The organism is Desulfopila sp. IMCC35008, assembly GCF_010646885.2.
Taxonomy (GTDB): domain Bacteria; phylum Desulfobacterota; class Desulfobulbia; order Desulfobulbales; family Desulfocapsaceae; genus Desulfopila.
This window is the reverse complement of the sequence record NZ_CP050700.1, coordinates 3660260-3677404: the sequence shown is the minus strand read 5'-3', so window position 1 is coordinate 3677404 and position 17145 is coordinate 3660260. Positions and strand designations below refer to the sequence as shown.

At 47.7% G+C, this 17145-nt stretch carries 15 protein-coding genes; 12 read left to right on the top strand and 3 right to left on the bottom strand.

Going from position 1 to position 17145, the window contains the following annotated elements; genetic code table 11:
* Positions 1-25 precede the first annotated feature (25 nt).
* A complete protein-coding gene (locus tag GA520_RS16140; RefSeq protein ID WP_163338613.1) occupies positions 26-418 on the top strand; it encodes a VOC family protein in 393 nt (130 codons plus the stop codon).
* Positions 412-1263 carry a DMT family transporter gene (locus GA520_RS16135; RefSeq protein WP_163338614.1) on the top strand — a complete coding sequence of 284 codons (852 nt, stop codon included), beginning with the start codon at positions 412-414 and terminating at the stop codon, positions 1261-1263. Before GA520_RS16140 ends, GA520_RS16135 begins: the two co-directional genes overlap by 7 nt.
* A 308-nt stretch (positions 1264-1571) precedes the next feature.
* Here the strand turns inward: GA520_RS16135 and GA520_RS16130 are convergent, their stop codons facing one another.
* A complete protein-coding gene (locus GA520_RS16130; protein ID WP_163338716.1) occupies positions 1572-2144 on the bottom strand; it encodes a TIGR00730 family Rossman fold protein in 573 nt (190 codons plus the stop codon).
* Between the two features lie 95 nt (positions 2145-2239).
* Here GA520_RS16130 and GA520_RS16125 point away from each other — a divergent pair, with 95 nt between their 5' ends.
* From GA520_RS16125 to glk, 3 genes are all read left to right on the top strand, one after another.
* Positions 2240-2416 (top strand): hypothetical protein, encoded by a 177-nt coding sequence (locus GA520_RS16125; protein WP_163338615.1) that lies wholly within the window; start codon positions 2240-2242, stop codon positions 2414-2416.
* Positions 2417-2588: 172 nt separating this feature from the next.
* Positions 2589-2984 carry a response regulator gene (locus tag GA520_RS16120; RefSeq protein WP_163338616.1) on the top strand — a complete coding sequence of 132 codons (396 nt, stop codon included), beginning with the start codon at positions 2589-2591 and terminating at the stop codon, positions 2982-2984.
* Between the two features lie 143 nt (positions 2985-3127).
* Positions 3128-4117, top strand: a complete 990-nt coding sequence (gene glk / locus GA520_RS16115; RefSeq protein WP_163338617.1) for a glucokinase — start codon at positions 3128-3130, stop codon at positions 4115-4117.
* Between the two features lie 123 nt (positions 4118-4240).
* On the opposite strand, the gene GA520_RS16110 is transcribed toward glk, so the two are convergent.
* A complete protein-coding gene (locus GA520_RS16110; protein WP_163338618.1) occupies positions 4241-6490 on the bottom strand; it encodes a response regulator in 2250 nt (749 codons plus the stop codon).
* Between the two features lie 296 nt (positions 6491-6786).
* On the opposite strand from GA520_RS16110, the gene GA520_RS16105 reads away from it, so the two are divergent.
* From GA520_RS16105 to GA520_RS16090, 4 genes are all read left to right on the top strand, one after another.
* The gene (locus GA520_RS16105; RefSeq protein WP_163338619.1) at positions 6787-7515 is read left to right on the top strand and encodes an amino acid ABC transporter ATP-binding protein; all 729 of its coding nucleotides are present in this window, start codon (positions 6787-6789) and stop codon (positions 7513-7515) included.
* An 82-nt stretch (positions 7516-7597) separates the two neighbouring features.
* Positions 7598-8425, top strand: a complete 828-nt coding sequence (locus GA520_RS16100; RefSeq protein ID WP_163338620.1) for a transporter substrate-binding domain-containing protein — start codon at positions 7598-7600, stop codon at positions 8423-8425.
* Between the two features lie 149 nt (positions 8426-8574).
* The gene (locus GA520_RS16095) at positions 8575-10350 is read left to right on the top strand and encodes an amino acid ABC transporter permease (RefSeq protein WP_163338621.1); all 1776 of its coding nucleotides are present in this window, start codon (positions 8575-8577) and stop codon (positions 10348-10350) included.
* A 181-nt stretch (positions 10351-10531) separates the two neighbouring features.
* On the top strand, positions 10532-11368 hold the full coding sequence (locus tag GA520_RS16090; protein WP_163338622.1) for an aminotransferase class IV: 837 nt from the start codon (positions 10532-10534) through the stop codon (positions 11366-11368).
* Positions 11369-11542: 174 nt separating this feature from the next.
* Here GA520_RS16090 and GA520_RS16085 read toward each other — a convergent pair whose 3' ends face one another.
* On the bottom strand, positions 11543-11710 hold the full coding sequence (locus GA520_RS16085; RefSeq protein ID WP_163338623.1) for a hypothetical protein: 168 nt from the start codon (positions 11708-11710) through the stop codon (positions 11543-11545).
* Positions 11711-12226: 516 nt separating this feature from the next.
* Here GA520_RS16085 and GA520_RS16080 point away from each other — a divergent pair.
* From GA520_RS16080 to mgtE, 3 genes are all read left to right on the top strand, one after another.
* A complete protein-coding gene (locus GA520_RS16080; protein ID WP_163338624.1) occupies positions 12227-14146 on the top strand; it encodes a PAS domain-containing sensor histidine kinase in 1920 nt (639 codons plus the stop codon).
* The gene (locus GA520_RS16075) at positions 14124-15509 is read left to right on the top strand and encodes a sigma-54 dependent transcriptional regulator (protein ID WP_163338625.1); all 1386 of its coding nucleotides are present in this window, start codon (positions 14124-14126) and stop codon (positions 15507-15509) included. The genes GA520_RS16080 and GA520_RS16075 overlap by 23 nt, the downstream gene beginning before the upstream one ends.
* Before the next feature lie 262 nt (positions 15510-15771).
* Positions 15772-17136, top strand: a complete 1365-nt coding sequence (mgtE, locus tag GA520_RS16070) for a magnesium transporter (protein WP_163338626.1) — start codon at positions 15772-15774, stop codon at positions 17134-17136.
* Positions 17137-17145: the final 9 nt, after the last annotated feature.

Sequence of the window (17145 nt, the reverse complement as noted above, 5' to 3'; positions counted from 1 at the left end):
TAGATATGTATCTCGGGAACCAGTCATGAAAATCAAACGCATTGGTCATTACAATCTTGTCGGAAGCGCCTCGCTGATTGCCAGGGTCATCACCTTTTATAAGGATGTTCTTGGTTTTACAGAAGGTTTTCGGCCCGATTTCGGAGTCGCCGGCGCGTGGCTGTATATCGGGGATTCTCCACTGCTGCACCTGACCATCATGGAATCCATGGAAGATTCGGCAGTATCTACCGGTAATCTCGACCATATAGCCCTGGACTGTGAGGGTTTAAATGCTTTTATGGCCCGGCTGAATGAAAAAGGCGTAGAGTATCTTGTAGGTAAGGTACCCGAACTTAATATGACCCAGCTCTTTATTCACGACCCGGCCGGGACCAGGATTGAGTTGAACTTTACCGAGACAGAATCACAGTGCTGAAAGGATATGCCTTCGTCGCCGCCGCCGCAGTCTTTTGGGGACTGATAGGCATTTTTTCATCCATCGCCTTCAGGCAGGGTGTTGGGCCTTTGGAGGTCGCTTTCTGGAGAGCATTCCTGGCCTGGTTTTTATTTGCCGGGCAGGCCTTTTTTCAGCAGGACACGCATCTGAGAAAGAACGATATCCCGTTGCTGATAGTGTTTGGACTGATGGGGATATCACTTTTTTATATTTCGTATCTTTTTGCCGTGAAGACGGGCGGGGCGGCTTTTGCCGCTGTGCTGCTTTATACGGCGCCGGCCTGGGTAGTGGTCTGTTCCTTTTTCATCTACAGGGAAAAGCTGACAGTCACAAAAATACTGGCGGTGTCACTTGTTCTTGCCGGCGTATATCTCATATCCAGAAGTGGTAGTAATTCCTCAACCGGGGTGTCCATCGGTGTGGTGGCTATCGTTTCAGGTCTGGCAGCCGGTTTTTGCTATTCGCTCTATTATACAATCGGCAAGTATTTTTCGTCACGGTATTCCTCGGCGAACCTCTTTCTTTATGTTCTTCCCGTCGGTGCCCTCGGAATTTTACCTTTTGTTGATTTTGCACCCAAATCGATGACCGCCTGGGTAGCCATTGTCGCCATTTCCCTGGTCTCGACTTTTATCGCCAATCACTGCTATTATCTTGGACTACAATACCTGGAAGCGGGGAGGGCATCCATTGTGGCTACATTGGAACCGGTGGTAGCTGCTGTGGCCGCGTACCTCATCTTTGGGGAATATTTTACTGTCGTCGGTTATCTGGGGGCTTCACTGATTATTACGGCTGTCCTTGTAACTATTTACAAGGATTGAGTGCTGCTGGAAATGATCTTTCGATACTGTTTTTATGGAGTTGCAGGAGAATTGGGTCCTGGTTGATTTGCGTGATGTCTATCACCAGCTCGGAGTCGATGTCTTTTCCCGAAAGCGAGAATTTACCATTGACCGAGAGCTGAACAGACCTGATCTGTAACTATCAAGAAAATGGGAGAACCTTTTCATACTACGGTTGAGATCAAGCCTGAATGGATCGACCATAACGGCCACCTCAACGTAGTCAGCTATGGTTCACTGCTTAATATATCGAACCTGACGCCGCCTATACTGATGAGATGTGCGGGCTAATTCTTCTCTATCCATTTCCGGATGGTGGGAGCTTGATAGTTCTCGAACTGATGAAGTAGTCCCTGCGGGTTGTTGTCTACCAATACCATATCCCTATGTTCCTGCCTGACGAACTGCTGTCTTAGGGAATGATCCAGGAATTCAATTATGCTGTCAAAATATCCGTTTATGTTCAGGAGCCCGCAAGGTTTGCTGTGAAAACCAATTTGTGCCCATGTCAAGATTTCAAAAGTCTCCTCCAGGGTGCCTATACCCCCTGGGAGGGTGATGAATGCGTCCGAGAGGTCAAACATCCTGGTTTTTCGATCATGCATGGTCGGCACGATCTGCAGTTCACTGAGTTTTGTGTGGCAAACCTTGTCGGCAAATGATTTCGGGATGATACCAATGACGTTACCACCTTCAGCTAAAGCTGCAGAAGCAACAGCACCCATAAGTCCGACCTCGGCTCCACCATAAACAACGTCAATATTCCCCTGGGCGAGAAGTGTACCAAGGGCTTTTGCAGATTCGAGATATTCCGGTTGCGCCCCTGTGTTGGAGCCGCAATAGACGCAGATTCTTTTCATGTTTGTACTTGTCATTGTTTCTGGGTTATCACGCATACCAGCGTTACGTGACTATAGGAGAGAATTATTTTCCATGCTATGAAAATAGAAAATAAATGGCTGTAATTTTATGTGGAAATTTAAAGATTCCTGGTCAGCATAAAAATCGTGCCGAAAACAAATTGATAAAAGGGATCCTGGCGAAATCATCTTCAGAGGTACATATCGTTGCCGATATCAATTATCTGCCTGTGGCGTGGCAACACATTTCAGCAATCGCTCAGTTTGAGTGAATGTTCTGATTTTTCAAAGTGCCTGTAATAAAATATAAGAAGAGATAACCATTTTAGTGGTCCAGCCGGTTTCGTGGAGATGAGAAAGAGAATCTTTTCATGACCTTATTTGGCAGTTATATTAAAGGTGTGGTACAAAGGGTGTTCAAAAAGGATAAAAAGGGGGGGGGGAATGGGCCATATTTTGGTTATAGACGATGATGAGGCTATACGCGAAATGCTTAGGCGGCTTCTTGAACGGAACGGCTATCGCGTGACGACTGCAGAGGACGGCAGAGAGGGATTACTGACGTTTCAGCAAGAATCTTTTGATGTTGTCATTACGGATGTACTCATGCCAGAAATGGATGGTATCGAAATCATAATGCAATTACTCAATCAAGATTCGAATGTGAGGATTATTGCTATTTCCGGCGGAGGACGTATTCCATCAAACGAGTATTTACATTTAGCGGGTGAACTAGGGGCCCTCAGGCAATTTGTAAAACCTGTAAATAAGGATGTACTACTTGGTGCTGTCAGGGAATTATGTGGCAGCTCATTAGAGACAACAATACCTGGAGGCTGAGTAAATCAGAGGTATTTAGACGAGAACGCAGTTTGTGCTAACTTTCGAGAATGATTTTTGGGCATAACGTCGGGGGGGATGAATAGCCAGCTTTTCAAGGTCCCGGATGTTGTCAGTAGTTACTTTATCGAGGTGCTGATTCCATGATATTGGCAGGTGATATTGGTGGTACCAAAACAGTACTGGCGCTTTTTTCCATTGAAAGAGGTGTTGAAGGCGGAGCCATAAGCAGAACCCGTTTTGAAAGTGGGAAATATGACTCGTTGGAAAAAATAATACGTGATTTTTTGAAGCAGACAGGTGCACAACCAAAGGCTGCATGTTTCGGAGTTGCCGGACCTGTAAATAAACAGGTATCCCAGATCACCAATTTACCCTGGTCTATAAGTGGTAAAAAGATTTCCGCGACCTTCAATATTGAGAAAGTTTCATTGATCAATGATCTTGAATCGGTTGCAACAGCAGTGCCGTTTCTTGACCAGGAAGATGTCTACACGCTTCATGAAGGTAAGCCTGATCCGAACGGGAATATTGCTGTTATTGCACCGGGTACCGGACTTGGCGCGGCTTTTTTGGTCTGGACTGGCGACAGCTATAAGGCTTTGGCCAGTGAGGGGGGGCACAGTTCTTTTTCACCTTGCAATATGCAGGAGATTGAGCTGCTCAAATTCCTGCAGAAGAAGTACGGGCATGTCAGTTTTGAACGGATATGTTCAGGAAGCCATTTGCCGAATATCTATGATTTCTTTGTAGAGAGTAACAGTTATCAGGTACCTGATTGGCTTAAGAATGAGTTGGATCGGGCCGATGATCGTACGCCGATTATTGTGGAGAATGCGCTGGCGAAGAAGGCTGATATTTGTGAAGCCACACTCGATATGTTTATCAATATCCTTGGTTCGTCGGTAAGTAATATGGCAATCACTATTTTACCAAGAGGTGGTATATACCTGGGTGGCGGCATTCCACCCCGTATACTGGATCGTCTGAAAAGACCCGATTTTTTAAGTGCCGTTGGTAATAAGGGGCGCTTTTCCGATCTTTGCTCCAATATGCCCATTCATGTGATTCTTACAGCGAAGGCGGCATTATATGGTGCGGCAAAAAATGGTTTTGAGCTCTTGTCAGAGTGAAATTACGCTATACTTGCAAGGCCATTAACTCCCTTGACTCTGCATAGTTTACAATAGAGTGCCGGCCAAATCCGGATTGAAGCGGAATAGGTTGTAAATAATCAACAATGGATGGTTGCTGTTTTAAAGCTGTGTGCCAATGGTGGAGCAGAGTATTCCTTCAATTTCTGCCTGAAGCAGGTCGGGCCTTATCGGTTTTGAGATATACCCATCCATTCCTGCGTCGAGGCATCGTTCCCTGTCGCCTTTGATGGCATAGGCAGTCATGGCAATAATCGGCAGGTGTATTCCTGTTTTTTGTTCCTGCTTCCGTATCCTCCGGGTCGTTTCAAACCCATCAAGTTCGGGCATCTGGATATCCATCAGGATAAGATCGAAACTTTTGGTCTCCAGTATGTCGATAACCTCAAGACCGTTTTCAACCGCAGTCACTTCCCAGCCAGCCCTTTCGAGCAGAGTCTGGGCCAGTGTTCGGTTAATGTATTCGTCTTCGGCAAGCAGTATCTGCAGCGGCACAGGTTCCTTGGGCTGCATCCTGTTCAGTCCGGGGTTGTTCTTGGGGGAAGCCATGGTGAAATCGGGTGGAGGGACGTTGAAAATGGAGGTGAAATGAAAGGTCGAGCCAATGTCCTGGCTTGATTCGACCCATATCTTTCCCCCCATCATTTCTACCAGTTCAGAAGCGATGACTAAGCCGAGGCCGGTACCCCGCTGTCTGGAATCGTGGTTGGTACCCAATTGATTAAAGGGGGAGAAGAGGGAGTTAATCTTCTCGACAGGTATACCAATACCGGTATCTGTGACCTTGAAATGTAATTGAATCAGGTTGTCTGCCAGTTCGTCAGAGAGGTGAACACTTAAGCTGACCCTGCCTTTTTCACAGAATTTGATGCCATTGCTTACCAGGTTGATGATAACCTGACAGAGACGGCCGGAATCACCATGGAGAATTATAGGGATGTCGTCATCCACATCCACAAACAGACCTACATTTTTCTTGGCGGCAGTGATTGCCAGAAGTTGAAGGGCATTGGCAATGTCATTTCGCAGTTTGAAAGGAGCGATAACGAGATCGACCTTTCCTGCCTCGATTTTTGAAAAATCGAGAATGTCGTTAATGAGTGTCAACAGCCTGTTGGCCGAGGTCCTCACCATACCGAGATAGGTCTGCAGTCGTGGGGGCAGGTCCATGTCAAGGGCTAAGTCTGTCATGCCGATGATGCCGTTCATGGGGGTACGTATTTCGTGGCTCATGTTTGCCAGGAAAGCACTCTTGTTTTTTTCGGCATGCTCGGCTTGTTCCTTGGCCTTTTTCATATCGTCGACTGTGCGTCTGCGACTCAGTGCATCGCCGATATGACGGGCGACAAAGGAGAGCAGCTTTTTATCCTTTTCAGAATACACCACATCGCTGTAGCTCTGTAAAATGACGGCACCACTAAGGTGCCCTGGGTAGAATGGGGCGCCTAACCAGGAAATGGGCCTGGTGCCTATGCCATGAATATTGTTTTCCTTGATGACCCTTTCATAGTTGTGGGGGGTCAGCAACATTGGTTGGCCACTTTCGATCAAGAAACCGGTGATGGTTTTTCTGTCTGGATCAAGTTTGATCTCCATACCCTGGAAGTGCGGATCAAACTGGTCGGCAAAATAGGGGAATTGAATGTATTTATTCCCCTCTCGTGTCTCCACCAAGGCAATGATGAAGTTTGTTGCGTCGACCAGGCGTCCTGTTAGTTTATGCATGAGTGGATATAACTCGTCCATGGAGGATGAGCGGTGGGTCTGTTCGTTTATTTCGTACAGTACTGCCCGTACCTGTTCCGAGTGCTGCAAGGCATACATGGAGTCGGTCAGCCTTGAGATGGTATCCATAGATTTGATACGGGAGCAGATAATCGCAGCAAGGGTTTCAATCCCTGTAAGGTACCCGTGGGAAAAGATGAATGGGCGGCGGCTGCCAATATAGAGCAGGCCGACAGGGTCGCCTGAATCCATCAGGGGGACCAGCAGGTGGCTCCTGTTTTCTGAGGTGTGCATCTTATCCGGCAGGCTTTCATTCTGTTGCAGTGTTATCGGTTTCCCATGTTTGAATAACTCGTTAACGACCGACATTTTAAGTGAAAAAGATTGAGGGACGTACCGTGTCGGCAGAACGGAATGGGTAGACGGTGGCAGAAAAATGCGGGATGACCTGTGACGAAGATAGATTTCGATAGCAAAAGGTCCGAGTTTTGGGAATAAGCGATCATGCAGAAATGCTCGTAATTTTTCTGGTGTATCAGCGGATCGTTGCCCGATCGAAATCTCCTGGGTGAGTTCGAGGAAGGTGGAAACAGCAATGGGCGATGTGATTAAGTCGGGAGCGAGCATTTTTTCCTGGTAACTGTGGAAACAGCGTGTCTGGATCCGTTCTTTTCGGATGGTGAAAATGCAACAAAATCATCATATCAAAAAACAGAGCCAGGTAGAAGGCAGACCGGAATGTTTTCTTCAAAAAAACATCAATTATATTGAATAAGTTCGTGAAAATAGTATCTTGAGGCAGCCGGCGGGGAGGGTGCTTTACGCAATGACACAAGCACTTTCTGTTTTCCGTTGCCCTGTGCTTTTTGTTCTGTTAGTAATTGCTGCACACATAAATTGTATACCATAAACCGGGGGGTATCGTGATTTCGTTTACTCAGGTAAATAAGTGGTTTGGGGATTTTCATGTCCTCAAAAATATAGATCTTGAAATAGAGCAGGGTGAGGTTGTTGTCGTCTGCGGTCCGTCCGGATCGGGAAAAAGTACACTCATCAGGTGCATCAACAGGCTGGAGCCAATCCAGGAAGGAATGATCGTGGTGGATGGCATGGATGTGAACGATCCGCGCACCAACATGACCCTACTCCGGGCTGAGGTCGGCTTCGTATTTCAGCAGTTCAATCTCTATCCGCATATGACGGTGTTGGAGAACATTACTCTGGCACCGTCCCTGGTTCGCCGAACCGGTAAGACAGATGCGGTGGAAATTGCCATGGAGCTTTTACATAAAGTGGACATCCCTGACAAGGCTGGAGCCTATCCTTCTCAGCTTTCAGGTGGGCAGCAGCAACGTGTTGCCATTGCCAGGGGGCTGGCGATGAAACCGAAGATTATGCTTTTTGACGAACCAACCAGTGCCCTTGATCCGGAGATGATCAATGAGGTGCTCGACGTTATGAAGTCTCTGGCACGGGAAGGAATGACCATGGTCTGTGTAACCCACGAGATGGGTTTTGCCAGGGAAGTCGCTGACAGGGTGATTTTTATGGATGACGGCAACCTTGTTGAACAGAACAGCCCGGAAGAGTTTTTTCATAATCCGCAGAACAGGCGGACCCAGGATTTCTTAAGCAAGATCCTCAGTCACTGACAACAGGGGACTGGGGGAGAGAAGAAGCCTTCCGGCCCGATGCCGGAAGGGTAATACATTCATGACGAAGAGGAGAATTTGTATGAAGCTGTTTAAAGTAGGTGCTATGGCCGCAGCATTTTGTCTGGCAACAGCAGGACTGGCTATGGCCGGGCCGACCTATGACCGCGTTATCGGCGATAAGGTTGTCAAGGCTGGTATTTCCAATAAAGGAAAGCCGTTCGGTTTTATCAATGCTGAGAACGAATGGGTAGGTTTTGATATGGACGTTGCCAAGGAAATCGCCAAACGTGTCGGCGCGAAACTTGAACCGGTTGTGGTAAACAACAAGACCCGTATCTCTTTTGTACAGACCAATCCGCCGAAGGTGGACATGGTTCTCTCCAATATGACCCACAAGCGTGTTCGCGATGAGAAAATCGATTTTTCCATCACCTATTTTTTTGACGGGCAGAAGTTCCTGGCCCCGGTTGGTACCGTAAAGGAAGGTAAAGATCTGGCTGGTAAAAAAGTCGGTTCCATGCAGGGAACCACTTCTATCGTCAATGCCAAAGCATACTTGAAAAAGATGGGTGACAGCAACCCGAAGGTAACCGGTTACCAGAATGAGGTTGAAATGTTTGAGGCACTTCGTTCCGGTCGTGTCCAGGCGATCACGACTGATTCTACGCTGCTTATTGCTCTGGCCGCAAAAGAGCCTGGAAAATATGAGCTGGTCGGCGAGTTCATTTCCGACGAACCCTACGGTATCGGTCTCCCGCAGGACGACTCCGCATGGCGTGACCTGATCAACTTCACCCTGCAGGATATGTGGAAAGACGGAACCTATATGACCATTTACAACACGTGGTTTGGTGCGGACACCGAGACCCCGTTCCCGATGACCGAGAAAATCGAAATGTGGCCGTAACAGTCGACACATATCTTTGTCCCGGATCTCTCTTGAACAATCAGTACATCCAGTATTGCCTGAACTGATGAGATATCCGGGTTAGAATTACTATTCTTTATTCCGGAGGGATCGTACTTCCCTCCGGGAGATGCATCACAATTTGAGCAATGCTGAAACATTATCTGAATAAGGGTTGGGTCCAAAACCTCATACTATTGTCGATCCTTGGCCTGGTCATGTATTATTTTGGGTTTCTGTTTCATTTCGACTACCAGTTCAACTGGTCTGTGCTTTATAGCGAAACGGAATATGGCAACATGGGGGAAATGCTCCTGCACGGCTTGAATCTTACTGTGCTCATCTCCCTCTACTCTGCTGTAATTGCTCTGACGCTCGGTACCCTGTTCGGGCTTGCCCGGGTGTCCAGCTTTAAACCGGTATACGGCTTTGCTACTGTTTATGTAGAGTTTTTTCGTAACACCCCCTTGCTGGTGCAGCTCTTCTTCTGGAACTTTGCTCTACCTGCAGGTTTGCCTGAAGAGGTGAAACTCAAACTTTTTGAGCTCGATTTCGAGTTTTGGGTGGCAACGCTGGGCCTGGGGATTTATACCAGCTCGTTTATGGCTGAGATAATTCGGGCCGGTATTCAGTCTGTACCCAAAGGGCTGCTTGAAGCCTCTTACAGCTCGGGTATGACCTTTAACCAGTCGCTCCGGAAGATTATTCTGCCCCTGGCCTTTCGTGAGATCATTCCACCGCTTGGCAGTGAGTTTCTTAATAATATGAAAAACTCATCGCTGGCTATGACCGTCGGTGTCGCAGAAGTGTGCTGGTCGGCGCAGGAGGTGGAGGCGCTGACCTATTCCGGTTTTGAGGCAACGGCTGCCGCAACCGGAATTTACCTCTGTCTTTCACTGGCAATAGCGACATTTTTGAACCTCGTTAATGCCAAGCTGAAAATTGTCGGTAATAATGGTACATCAACTCTCAGAAAGAGTGCGGATCTGCTGTTTGCCCCCTTTGTATCGGTTTCGAATGTGATTTCAGCACTGTTCTGGAATTTGGGGAGCGCTCCCCTTGATTCACGCACACTTTCTCCCACTAAGGCCTTCTGGCTAAAAATCAGGACAACCGCCTGGTCTCTGACTGTGATTGCGGCCAAGGCGGCGTTTGTGATTTTCCTGCTCCTGCTCCTGTACCAGACCTTCAAAGGGATTGCGTCATTTAATTTCCAGGTTATCCGAGACAATATCATGGCCTTGCTGATCTGGCGTTTTCCCAAAGGCGGCTCCTCAGAGGTCTTCATGGGGCTGGGGGGACTGTCCATGTCCATCATCATGGCGGTCATCTGTATCTCGTTGAGCTTTTTTATCGGTCTGGTTGTCGGCATCGGCCGTACCTCGACCAACCGGGCGGTCAAAATCCCGAGCCTGTTTTATATTGAATTGATTCGGGGGAACCCGCTTATCATGGTTATTTTCTGGGTCTATTTTTTTGTTCCACCCATGCTGAAAATTCAGCTTGATGTCTTCTGGAGTGCAGTGCTCGCCATGACTGTCTTTTTTGGCGCCTATATTGCCGAGATTGTCCGTGGCGGTATTGAAAACATCCCTCCCGGCCAGGTCGAGGCGGCTAAGTCCACTGGACTCAGTTATTACCAGACCATGCGCAGGGTTATTCTGCCCCAGGCGCTCAAGCAGATGCTGCCCGCTATTGTCGGTCTGTTTATTGCTGCCTTCAAAGATACCTCCCTCGCCTACATTATCGGTGTCATGGAACTCACTACAGCTGCCTATTCCATTAATAATCGTCTTATGCTCTATCCGTTCGAGATTTATACGACAATTGCCGTGCTCTATTTTGTCTGCTGTTATTGCATGAGTCTCTATGCAAGACGTTTGGAGCGAAAACTCAGCCCGGAAAATGTGCGGCTGGCTATGTGATTTGCAACCCGTTGTTCTTTTCACAAAAGGTATTGAATCCTTTGCCTTTTTGAAGGGATTGGTTTATCAAACACATAATGGAGCGAGTTCTTCAACTGTTGCCGGCGTAGAGTTGACGGCAACTTCTATATCTCAAAATATTAGAAACTGTTGGAATACGGGAAACCAAAAGGAGCATTACATGAACGTTTTTTATATTGACGGCAGCTTTGTTCCGGAAAATGAGGCTGTTCTGCCGGTAACGGATCTTGCGGTACTCCGCGGATATGGGGTTTTTGATTTTCTCCGAACCTATAACGGGGTGCCTTTTCATCTGCAGGAGCATCTGGAGAGGCTTGAACGATCGGCACGGCTGATCGGTTTGACCTTGCCCGTATCGACTGACGAGTTATCTTCTATCGTTGGTCAGACGCTTGATAAAAATGGTTATCCGGAAAGTAATATCCGTTTGGTTGTTACCGGCGGTGACAGTGAAGACGGCATTTCTCCCGGACCTAATCCGCGATTAATGGTTATGGTAACGCAATTATGGGAGATGCCGCAGGAGTGGTATCGTGACGGCGTAAAGGTGATAACTGCCCATCTGGATCGATACATGCCGGAGGCGAAAAGCATCAACTACATACCGGCAATCCTCAATCTCCGGGAGGCCAGGGATCGGCAGGCGATAGAGTCCCTGTATGTTAATCCACTGGGTTACATCAAGGAGGGGACAACTTCAAACTTTTTCGCCTTTTTCGGGAACACCCTGGTGACACCGCCAGACCGTATTCTGCCCGGGGTCACTCGCAAAACGGTTCTGGAGCTTGCCGCAAAAGAATTTACTGTCGAAGAGAGGGAAATCCACAAGGATGAGATCCGTCTCATGGATGAGGCAATGCTCAGCTCCTCCAACAAGGAAATCGTTTCTGTCGTCAAGATAGACAGCGTTTCTCTTCCCGGCGGCGGCCCAGGAGAGAGAGTACAGCGTGTTGCCGCCTTGTTTCAGGAGTATACAGACCGGTATGGCAAGCAGTAATTGCCATCAGAAAAAAGGAGGGCCGGCGCATGACCCTCCTTTTACCAGAAGAGACGGAGGTTGATATGGCAGTCGTCGCTTCGCTCTTCTAGTTGCAGCGTATCTGAGTATTTCGCGTATTGGTGTTTACCAACAGGGGAAACGGGTGCCAGTTGTTGGTGGTCCCTATGGCCCTTATGCTGCTGCTGTGCTGGTTTCTCCTAACTTGCTGGTGGATCTCCGCATTAATTGGAAAGGTAAACGTCCAACTAGCCACAAAGCATGTACTGCCAGTGGCAGCACGATCTGAAAAGCTACAGGAATAAGCCAGAGATACACAATAATCTCAGTTAATTGTGACATGGTACCTCCTGATGCAGCAGCCTACACGTCCGTTCTGGGTAAACCTGGGATGCATCGTTATGGAATAGTGGGAAAACTGCTATTCAAAAATGATCTTAAGATTCCTTCTATCATAAAAACGTGGCAATGCTCAAGAGGTGATATGCCTATAAAGATTGGGTAGAACTACTGGTTGTTGTGATATAATTATTAACTTCAGTACGTTAATAGTTATTCTTTTTTAATAAAATAAACCAAAATAAATTTTAGGCGGAATATTGTTACATTATAGGTTATGGTTCTAGTCGCACATTTTGCACACCGGGCCGTTGGCGCAGATCTGAAAAGGAAATGAGGTTTGCTGCTATTGAGTGTTAGGGTGGTGTGCGCTTCCTAATTTCACAGTTAATGGCAATAGCTCTCATTTGTTTTCAACTCTCCCTTATCATGGCATTTATGTTTGGTCGTGCATTTGTTTTCTTGTTGGCTGTATGATACACATAGATTGTGCAAGGGGGCACAAATGAGGATTCGCGAATGACAAGCAAGTTGATGCAGCCCGTTCAGCGGGATTATCAAAAAAAATATTACAAACTGATCGGTAAAGCGACGGTGGGTATAATCCTCTGTTCCTGGAACTATCGTGACAGGACGATCCGTATCCGCACCTTGAATTCCATCGCCTGTGACCTGTTGTCTTTATCGCAGGAGAAGAGTGTCGGAGGTTTGTTGAAAGATGAGGCAGGGGAGGAACTGGCAACTATAGGGCAGCGTTCCATGCTTCATAACCTGCGGGTGGAGGAAATCTTGTCGTTCGGGAAGGGGCAGGGGGGGGCAATTGAGTTGCGAGTCACGTCTTATCCGGTGGCTGCTGATGAACTTGCTTTTATCTTGGTTGGGGAATGTGGGGCTCCAGATCGAGACAGTAGCAACTACAAATATCTTGATGAGTGGGGAAAAACTTTTGATGCTATAGAAGATCTGGTGACTATTCAGGATATGCAAATGCGCATAATCCGGGCCAATCGTGCCGCCCACGAGACGTTTGGATTGGCTGTTGGTGACCTTGTTGGGGAAAAGTGCTACCTGGCCTTCCAGGACAGTCCGGTACCCTGCGAAAATTGTCCGGTGACGATGACTGCCTCAGATTGCGGGGGCCACCGCAATTTGATCCATAATTCGAAGGTACAGAAAACCTTTGATGTACGCTCCTCTCCGATAACTGATGATGATGGTGAGATGAGATGGATTGTGCACATAGCCCGCGATGTCACGAGGGAATCTGCACTTGAAAGGCAATTGCAACAGGCCCTGAAGATGGAAGCCATAGGCACCTTGGCCGGTGGCATTGCCCACGATTTTAACAATATCCTGTCAGCTATTATCGGTTACGGGTATATCGTCAAGGGGAAACTGGATAAAAAGAGCCCTCTTCAGGGGGATATTGAACAGATACTATCGGGTGCCGACAGAGCTGTTGACCTGGTTAAGCAGATCCTCACCTTTGCCCGCCAGGAGAGCCATGAGCAGTTGAATCCACTCAGGATTCAATATATTGTTAAGGAGGTTATGAAGTTGATGCGCTCCTCCTTGCCGGCCACAATAGAACTCAAACAACAGATCGATAATTCCTGCAGACCTATTTTGGCTGACCCAGGTCAGATGCACCAGTTGGTGATGAATCTTTGCACAAACGGCAAACAGGCCATCGGCGCTGATCACGGCACGTTGTCGGTAACATTACGGGAGGTGACGGCGAACGAGTTGCAGACGATACCAGGGCTTGAAGCGACCGTGGAGGGCGACTATGTCTGTCTTGATGTACTTGATACAGGCTGCGGCATGGATCAGCAAATGATGGAACGGATTTTTGATCCTTTTTTTACCACCCGCATTAAAGAGCATGGAACCGGACTGGGGCTTGCTGTTGTCCACGGGATAGTTAAGAAGCATGATGGTTTGATAGCTGTAGAGAGTGAGGTCAATGTAGGTTCAGTCCTGCATGTGGCTTTCCCGGTGACGAAGCAAGGTGTTGTCGCTGAGATTGCCGAACAACACGAGGTGCTTACCGGCACCGAACGGATCATGGTTGTGGATGACGAACCTGCGTTAGGCAGTGTTATCAGGAATATATTAGAAAGGTTGGGCTATAAGGTAGAAGTGTATACGGAGAGTCTTGCCGCTGTCAGACATTTCAGGGAGGATCCGGATTGCTGTGACCTGGTTTTGACAGATATGACAATGCCCGATATGACCGGCAGTGAACTTGCCCGGGAGGTCCTCTCCTTGAGACCTGGTCTCCCGGTTATTATGCTCACCGGTTTCAGCGAGGTTATTGATCGTGAGAAGGCCTTACAGATCGGTATTCGTGAATTTCTTCTGAAACCAGTGAAAAAGAAGGTGCTTGCAAAGGTTATAAGGGAGGTGTTGTCCAGTGGCGCGAATCCTTATAGTTGACGACGATACTGTTCTAGCCGAAATGCTGAGTGGTCAGATGGAGGCAGCCAGGCATGTGGCCACATCTGTTCATACTTTGGGTGAGGGCTTGGCTCAGGCCCGTACGAATCCTTATGATGTTATCCTGCTTGATGTGCAATTGCCTGACGGCAACGGCCTTGATGAAGTACAGACTTTTAAGAAGGTTGCTTCTGATCCTGAAATTATCATTATTACCGGGCAGGGGGAGGCGGATGGTGCGGAAAAAGCTATTCGCAGCGGTGCCTGGGGATATATTGAGAAGCCTCATGTGATCCGTGAGTTATCCTTGCAATTGACGAGGAGTCTACAATTCAGGCAGGAGAAAAGGAAAATTTACAAGGTACCGGTTGCACTGAGGAGGAAAAATATTATCGGTTCCGGCCAGGCTATAAGCCGTTCGTTGGATCGGGTTGCCAGGGCGGCCTCCTCTGATGTGAGTGTGCTTGTCAGTGGTCAGACCGGGACAGGTAAGGAGCTGTTTGCCAGGGCTATCCACGAGAACAGTAAACGGTGCGATAAATCCTTCGTAGTGGTTGATTGTGCGGCTTTGCCGGAAACGCTTATCGAAAGCACCCTGTTTGGGCATGTTAAGGGTGCCTTTACCAATGCGGAAAGAGATCAGGACGGTCTGGTCAAACATGCCCACGGTGGCACCCTGTTTTTGGATGAAGTTGGGGAGCTCTCCCTTTCTGTACAGAAGACCTTTCTGCGTCTGTTGCAGGAACATGAATATCGACCTGTGGGTGCCTCCAAACCGCAATACAGTGACTTCCGGCTGGTGGCGGCTACAAACCGGGACCTTAATGAGCAGGTTCGCCTGGGGGAATTCAGGGAGGATCTGTTATTTCGGTTGCAAGCCTATTCTATTGTTCTCCCACCGCTTTCCGAGAGACGGGAGGATATTAAGGAACTGGCGCTCTCTTTCATCAACCGGTTGTGTGACAGATACGGTGTGGAACATAAAGGTGTCGCAACCGATTTTATCGATATCCTGGCCGGTTATGACTGGCCAGGTAATGTGCGTGAACTGTACCAGACCATGGAGCAGGTCTTTACCAACCCTATGCTGGGGCCAACCTGTTTCTCGATCCATCTGCCCGAAAAATTCCGAATTCTCCAGGCCCGCGCCGGTTTTGAAGAGAAAAAGATGCCACAAGCGATTGATGTCTCTGCCACATCTTTACCCCAATGGCGTGAATACAAGCTGCTGTGCGAAAAAGACTACCTGTTAAAACTGCGCGGACTTGCCGGTGGCAATATCACCCGTGCCTGTAAGGTGGCCGGCATGTCGCGAACCCGTCTCTATCAGCTACTTGAAAAACATGATATCAGTTTTTCCTGACTATTTCGTTTTGTCAACCCGATCCCTGATGGCACTCCATTCAATATATCGGCATTTAGATTTAGGTCTGAAATAGAATGACCTGAACTGGTTTGGAGACTTATTACTACGTCGCTAAGCTCAGTCTTCCCGTCACTGAGGCATGTACCCCTCTGTAAAAGATATTAGCTAAAGCGTCTCCCATACTGTTGTTGATATAATTTGTATTCCAGGTACCCTCAGACCTTAAATCAATAATAATATCTTTTTCAGGACAATGCATATGACCAGTATAATACCTCCATGGGTTACTCTGAGTAAGCTCATAGTAGAGAAAGACGGTACGGGAATCACCCACTTTCTAAATTCGCTGAGCCAATCAGAGACTGCAAGAGCGATCTCTCGATTATCAGAAAAAGAACAAAGTTGTCTTCTTGGGCTGTTGAGTCCTGGGGATGCTGCAGTTGTGATTGAGGACATTCCAGAGACGAATGCCGTTGAACTGGTGGAAGATATGCCTCCCAATCAGGCTGCTGCTATCATGGAAGAACTCTCCAGTGACCACCTGGCTGATGTACTGGGAGAAATGGATAGTGATGTAAGTGATCAGATTCTGTCCCAAATGTCCGCCGAAGAGGCCGCTGAAGCGAGAAAACTCCTGGCTTATGATGCTGACTGTGCCGGCGGATTAATGATTTCCGAGTTTTTGGTCTATTCATTTAAGAATAGAATCAGTGATGTTCTTCATGATTTGCAGGCACACCATGAAGAATACAGTGACTATCATGTACAGTATTTTTATGTGACGGATACCAGTAATAAGCTGGTTGGTGTCCTTCGCATCCATGACTTGCTTTTTCCTTCGCCCAAGACCCGGCTTGCCGAAATTATGATCAAAGCTCCTCTCAGTGTGTTGGATACAGCGACGTTGACAGAACTGAAAGATTTTTTCGAAACACATCGCCTCTTCGGTGCACCGGTTGTTGATTCTGTCGGGAAACTTGTTGGAGTGGTTTTACCACGAAGTGTGGAAGAGGCTTATAACAAGAAGAAAACGAAAACATTTTTACGGTTAAGTGGAATTATAGGTGGTGAAGAATTTCGTACAATGCCGCTTTGGTCCCGTTCCGGGCGTCGATTATCATGGCTGAGCATGAATATTGTTTTAAATCTCATAGCAGCCAGTGTCATTGCCTTGTATCAGGACACTCTCGCCGCAGTTATCACATTGGCAGTCTTCCTGCCAATGGTAAGTGACATGAGTGGTTGTTCAGGAAATCAGGCTGTGGCTGTTTCTATGCGTGAGCTCTCCCTCGGCTTGGTTCGACCCAAGGAGTTGTTGTGGGTATTGGCCAAAGAAGCCAGGGTCGGAGTTATTAACGGCATTGTGTTGGGGATGCTGCTTGGTGGTGTTGCATTTTTATGGAAAGGGAATCCCTGGCTCGGGTTGGTGGTCGGGGGAGCATTGGCCGCAAACACCTTGGTCTCTGTCAGTCTTGGCGGTATGCTTCCTCTGGTTTTAAAAAGGTTTAACTTAGACCCGGCACTTGTCTCCGGTCCTCTGCTTACGACGGTTACTGATATGTGCGGCTTTTTCTTCGTCCTCAGCTTTGCCAGTGCTGTCCTGGTAAAACTTGGAGGAATGTAGACGTAAATT

Coding starts and splice junctions, on each gene's coding strand:
- GA520_RS16095 (WP_163338621.1), top strand. CDS start 8,575: ATGCTGAAACATTATCTGAATAAGGGTTGGGTCCAAAACCTCATACTA.
- GA520_RS16080 (WP_163338624.1), top strand. CDS start 12,227: ATGACAAGCAAGTTGATGCAGCCCGTTCAGCGGGATTATCAAAAAAAA.
- GA520_RS16085 (WP_163338623.1), bottom strand. CDS start 11,710: ATGTCACAATTAACTGAGATTATTGTGTATCTCTGGCTTATTCCTGTA.
- glk (WP_163338617.1), top strand. CDS start 3,128: ATGATATTGGCAGGTGATATTGGTGGTACCAAAACAGTACTGGCGCTT.
- GA520_RS16130 (WP_163338716.1), bottom strand. CDS start 2,144: ATGAAAAGAATCTGCGTCTATTGCGGCTCCAACACAGGGGCGCAACCG.
- GA520_RS16090 (WP_163338622.1), top strand. CDS start 10,532: ATGAACGTTTTTTATATTGACGGCAGCTTTGTTCCGGAAAATGAGGCT.
- GA520_RS16110 (WP_163338618.1), bottom strand. CDS start 6,490: ATGCTCGCTCCCGACTTAATCACATCGCCCATTGCTGTTTCCACCTTC.
- GA520_RS16140 (WP_163338613.1), top strand. CDS start 26: ATGAAAATCAAACGCATTGGTCATTACAATCTTGTCGGAAGCGCCTCG.
- GA520_RS16100 (WP_163338620.1), top strand. CDS start 7,598: ATGAAGCTGTTTAAAGTAGGTGCTATGGCCGCAGCATTTTGTCTGGCA.
- GA520_RS16125 (WP_163338615.1), top strand. CDS start 2,240: ATGGCTGTAATTTTATGTGGAAATTTAAAGATTCCTGGTCAGCATAAA.
- mgtE (WP_163338626.1), top strand. CDS start 15,772: ATGACCAGTATAATACCTCCATGGGTTACTCTGAGTAAGCTCATAGTA.
- GA520_RS16120 (WP_163338616.1), top strand. CDS start 2,589: ATGGGCCATATTTTGGTTATAGACGATGATGAGGCTATACGCGAAATG.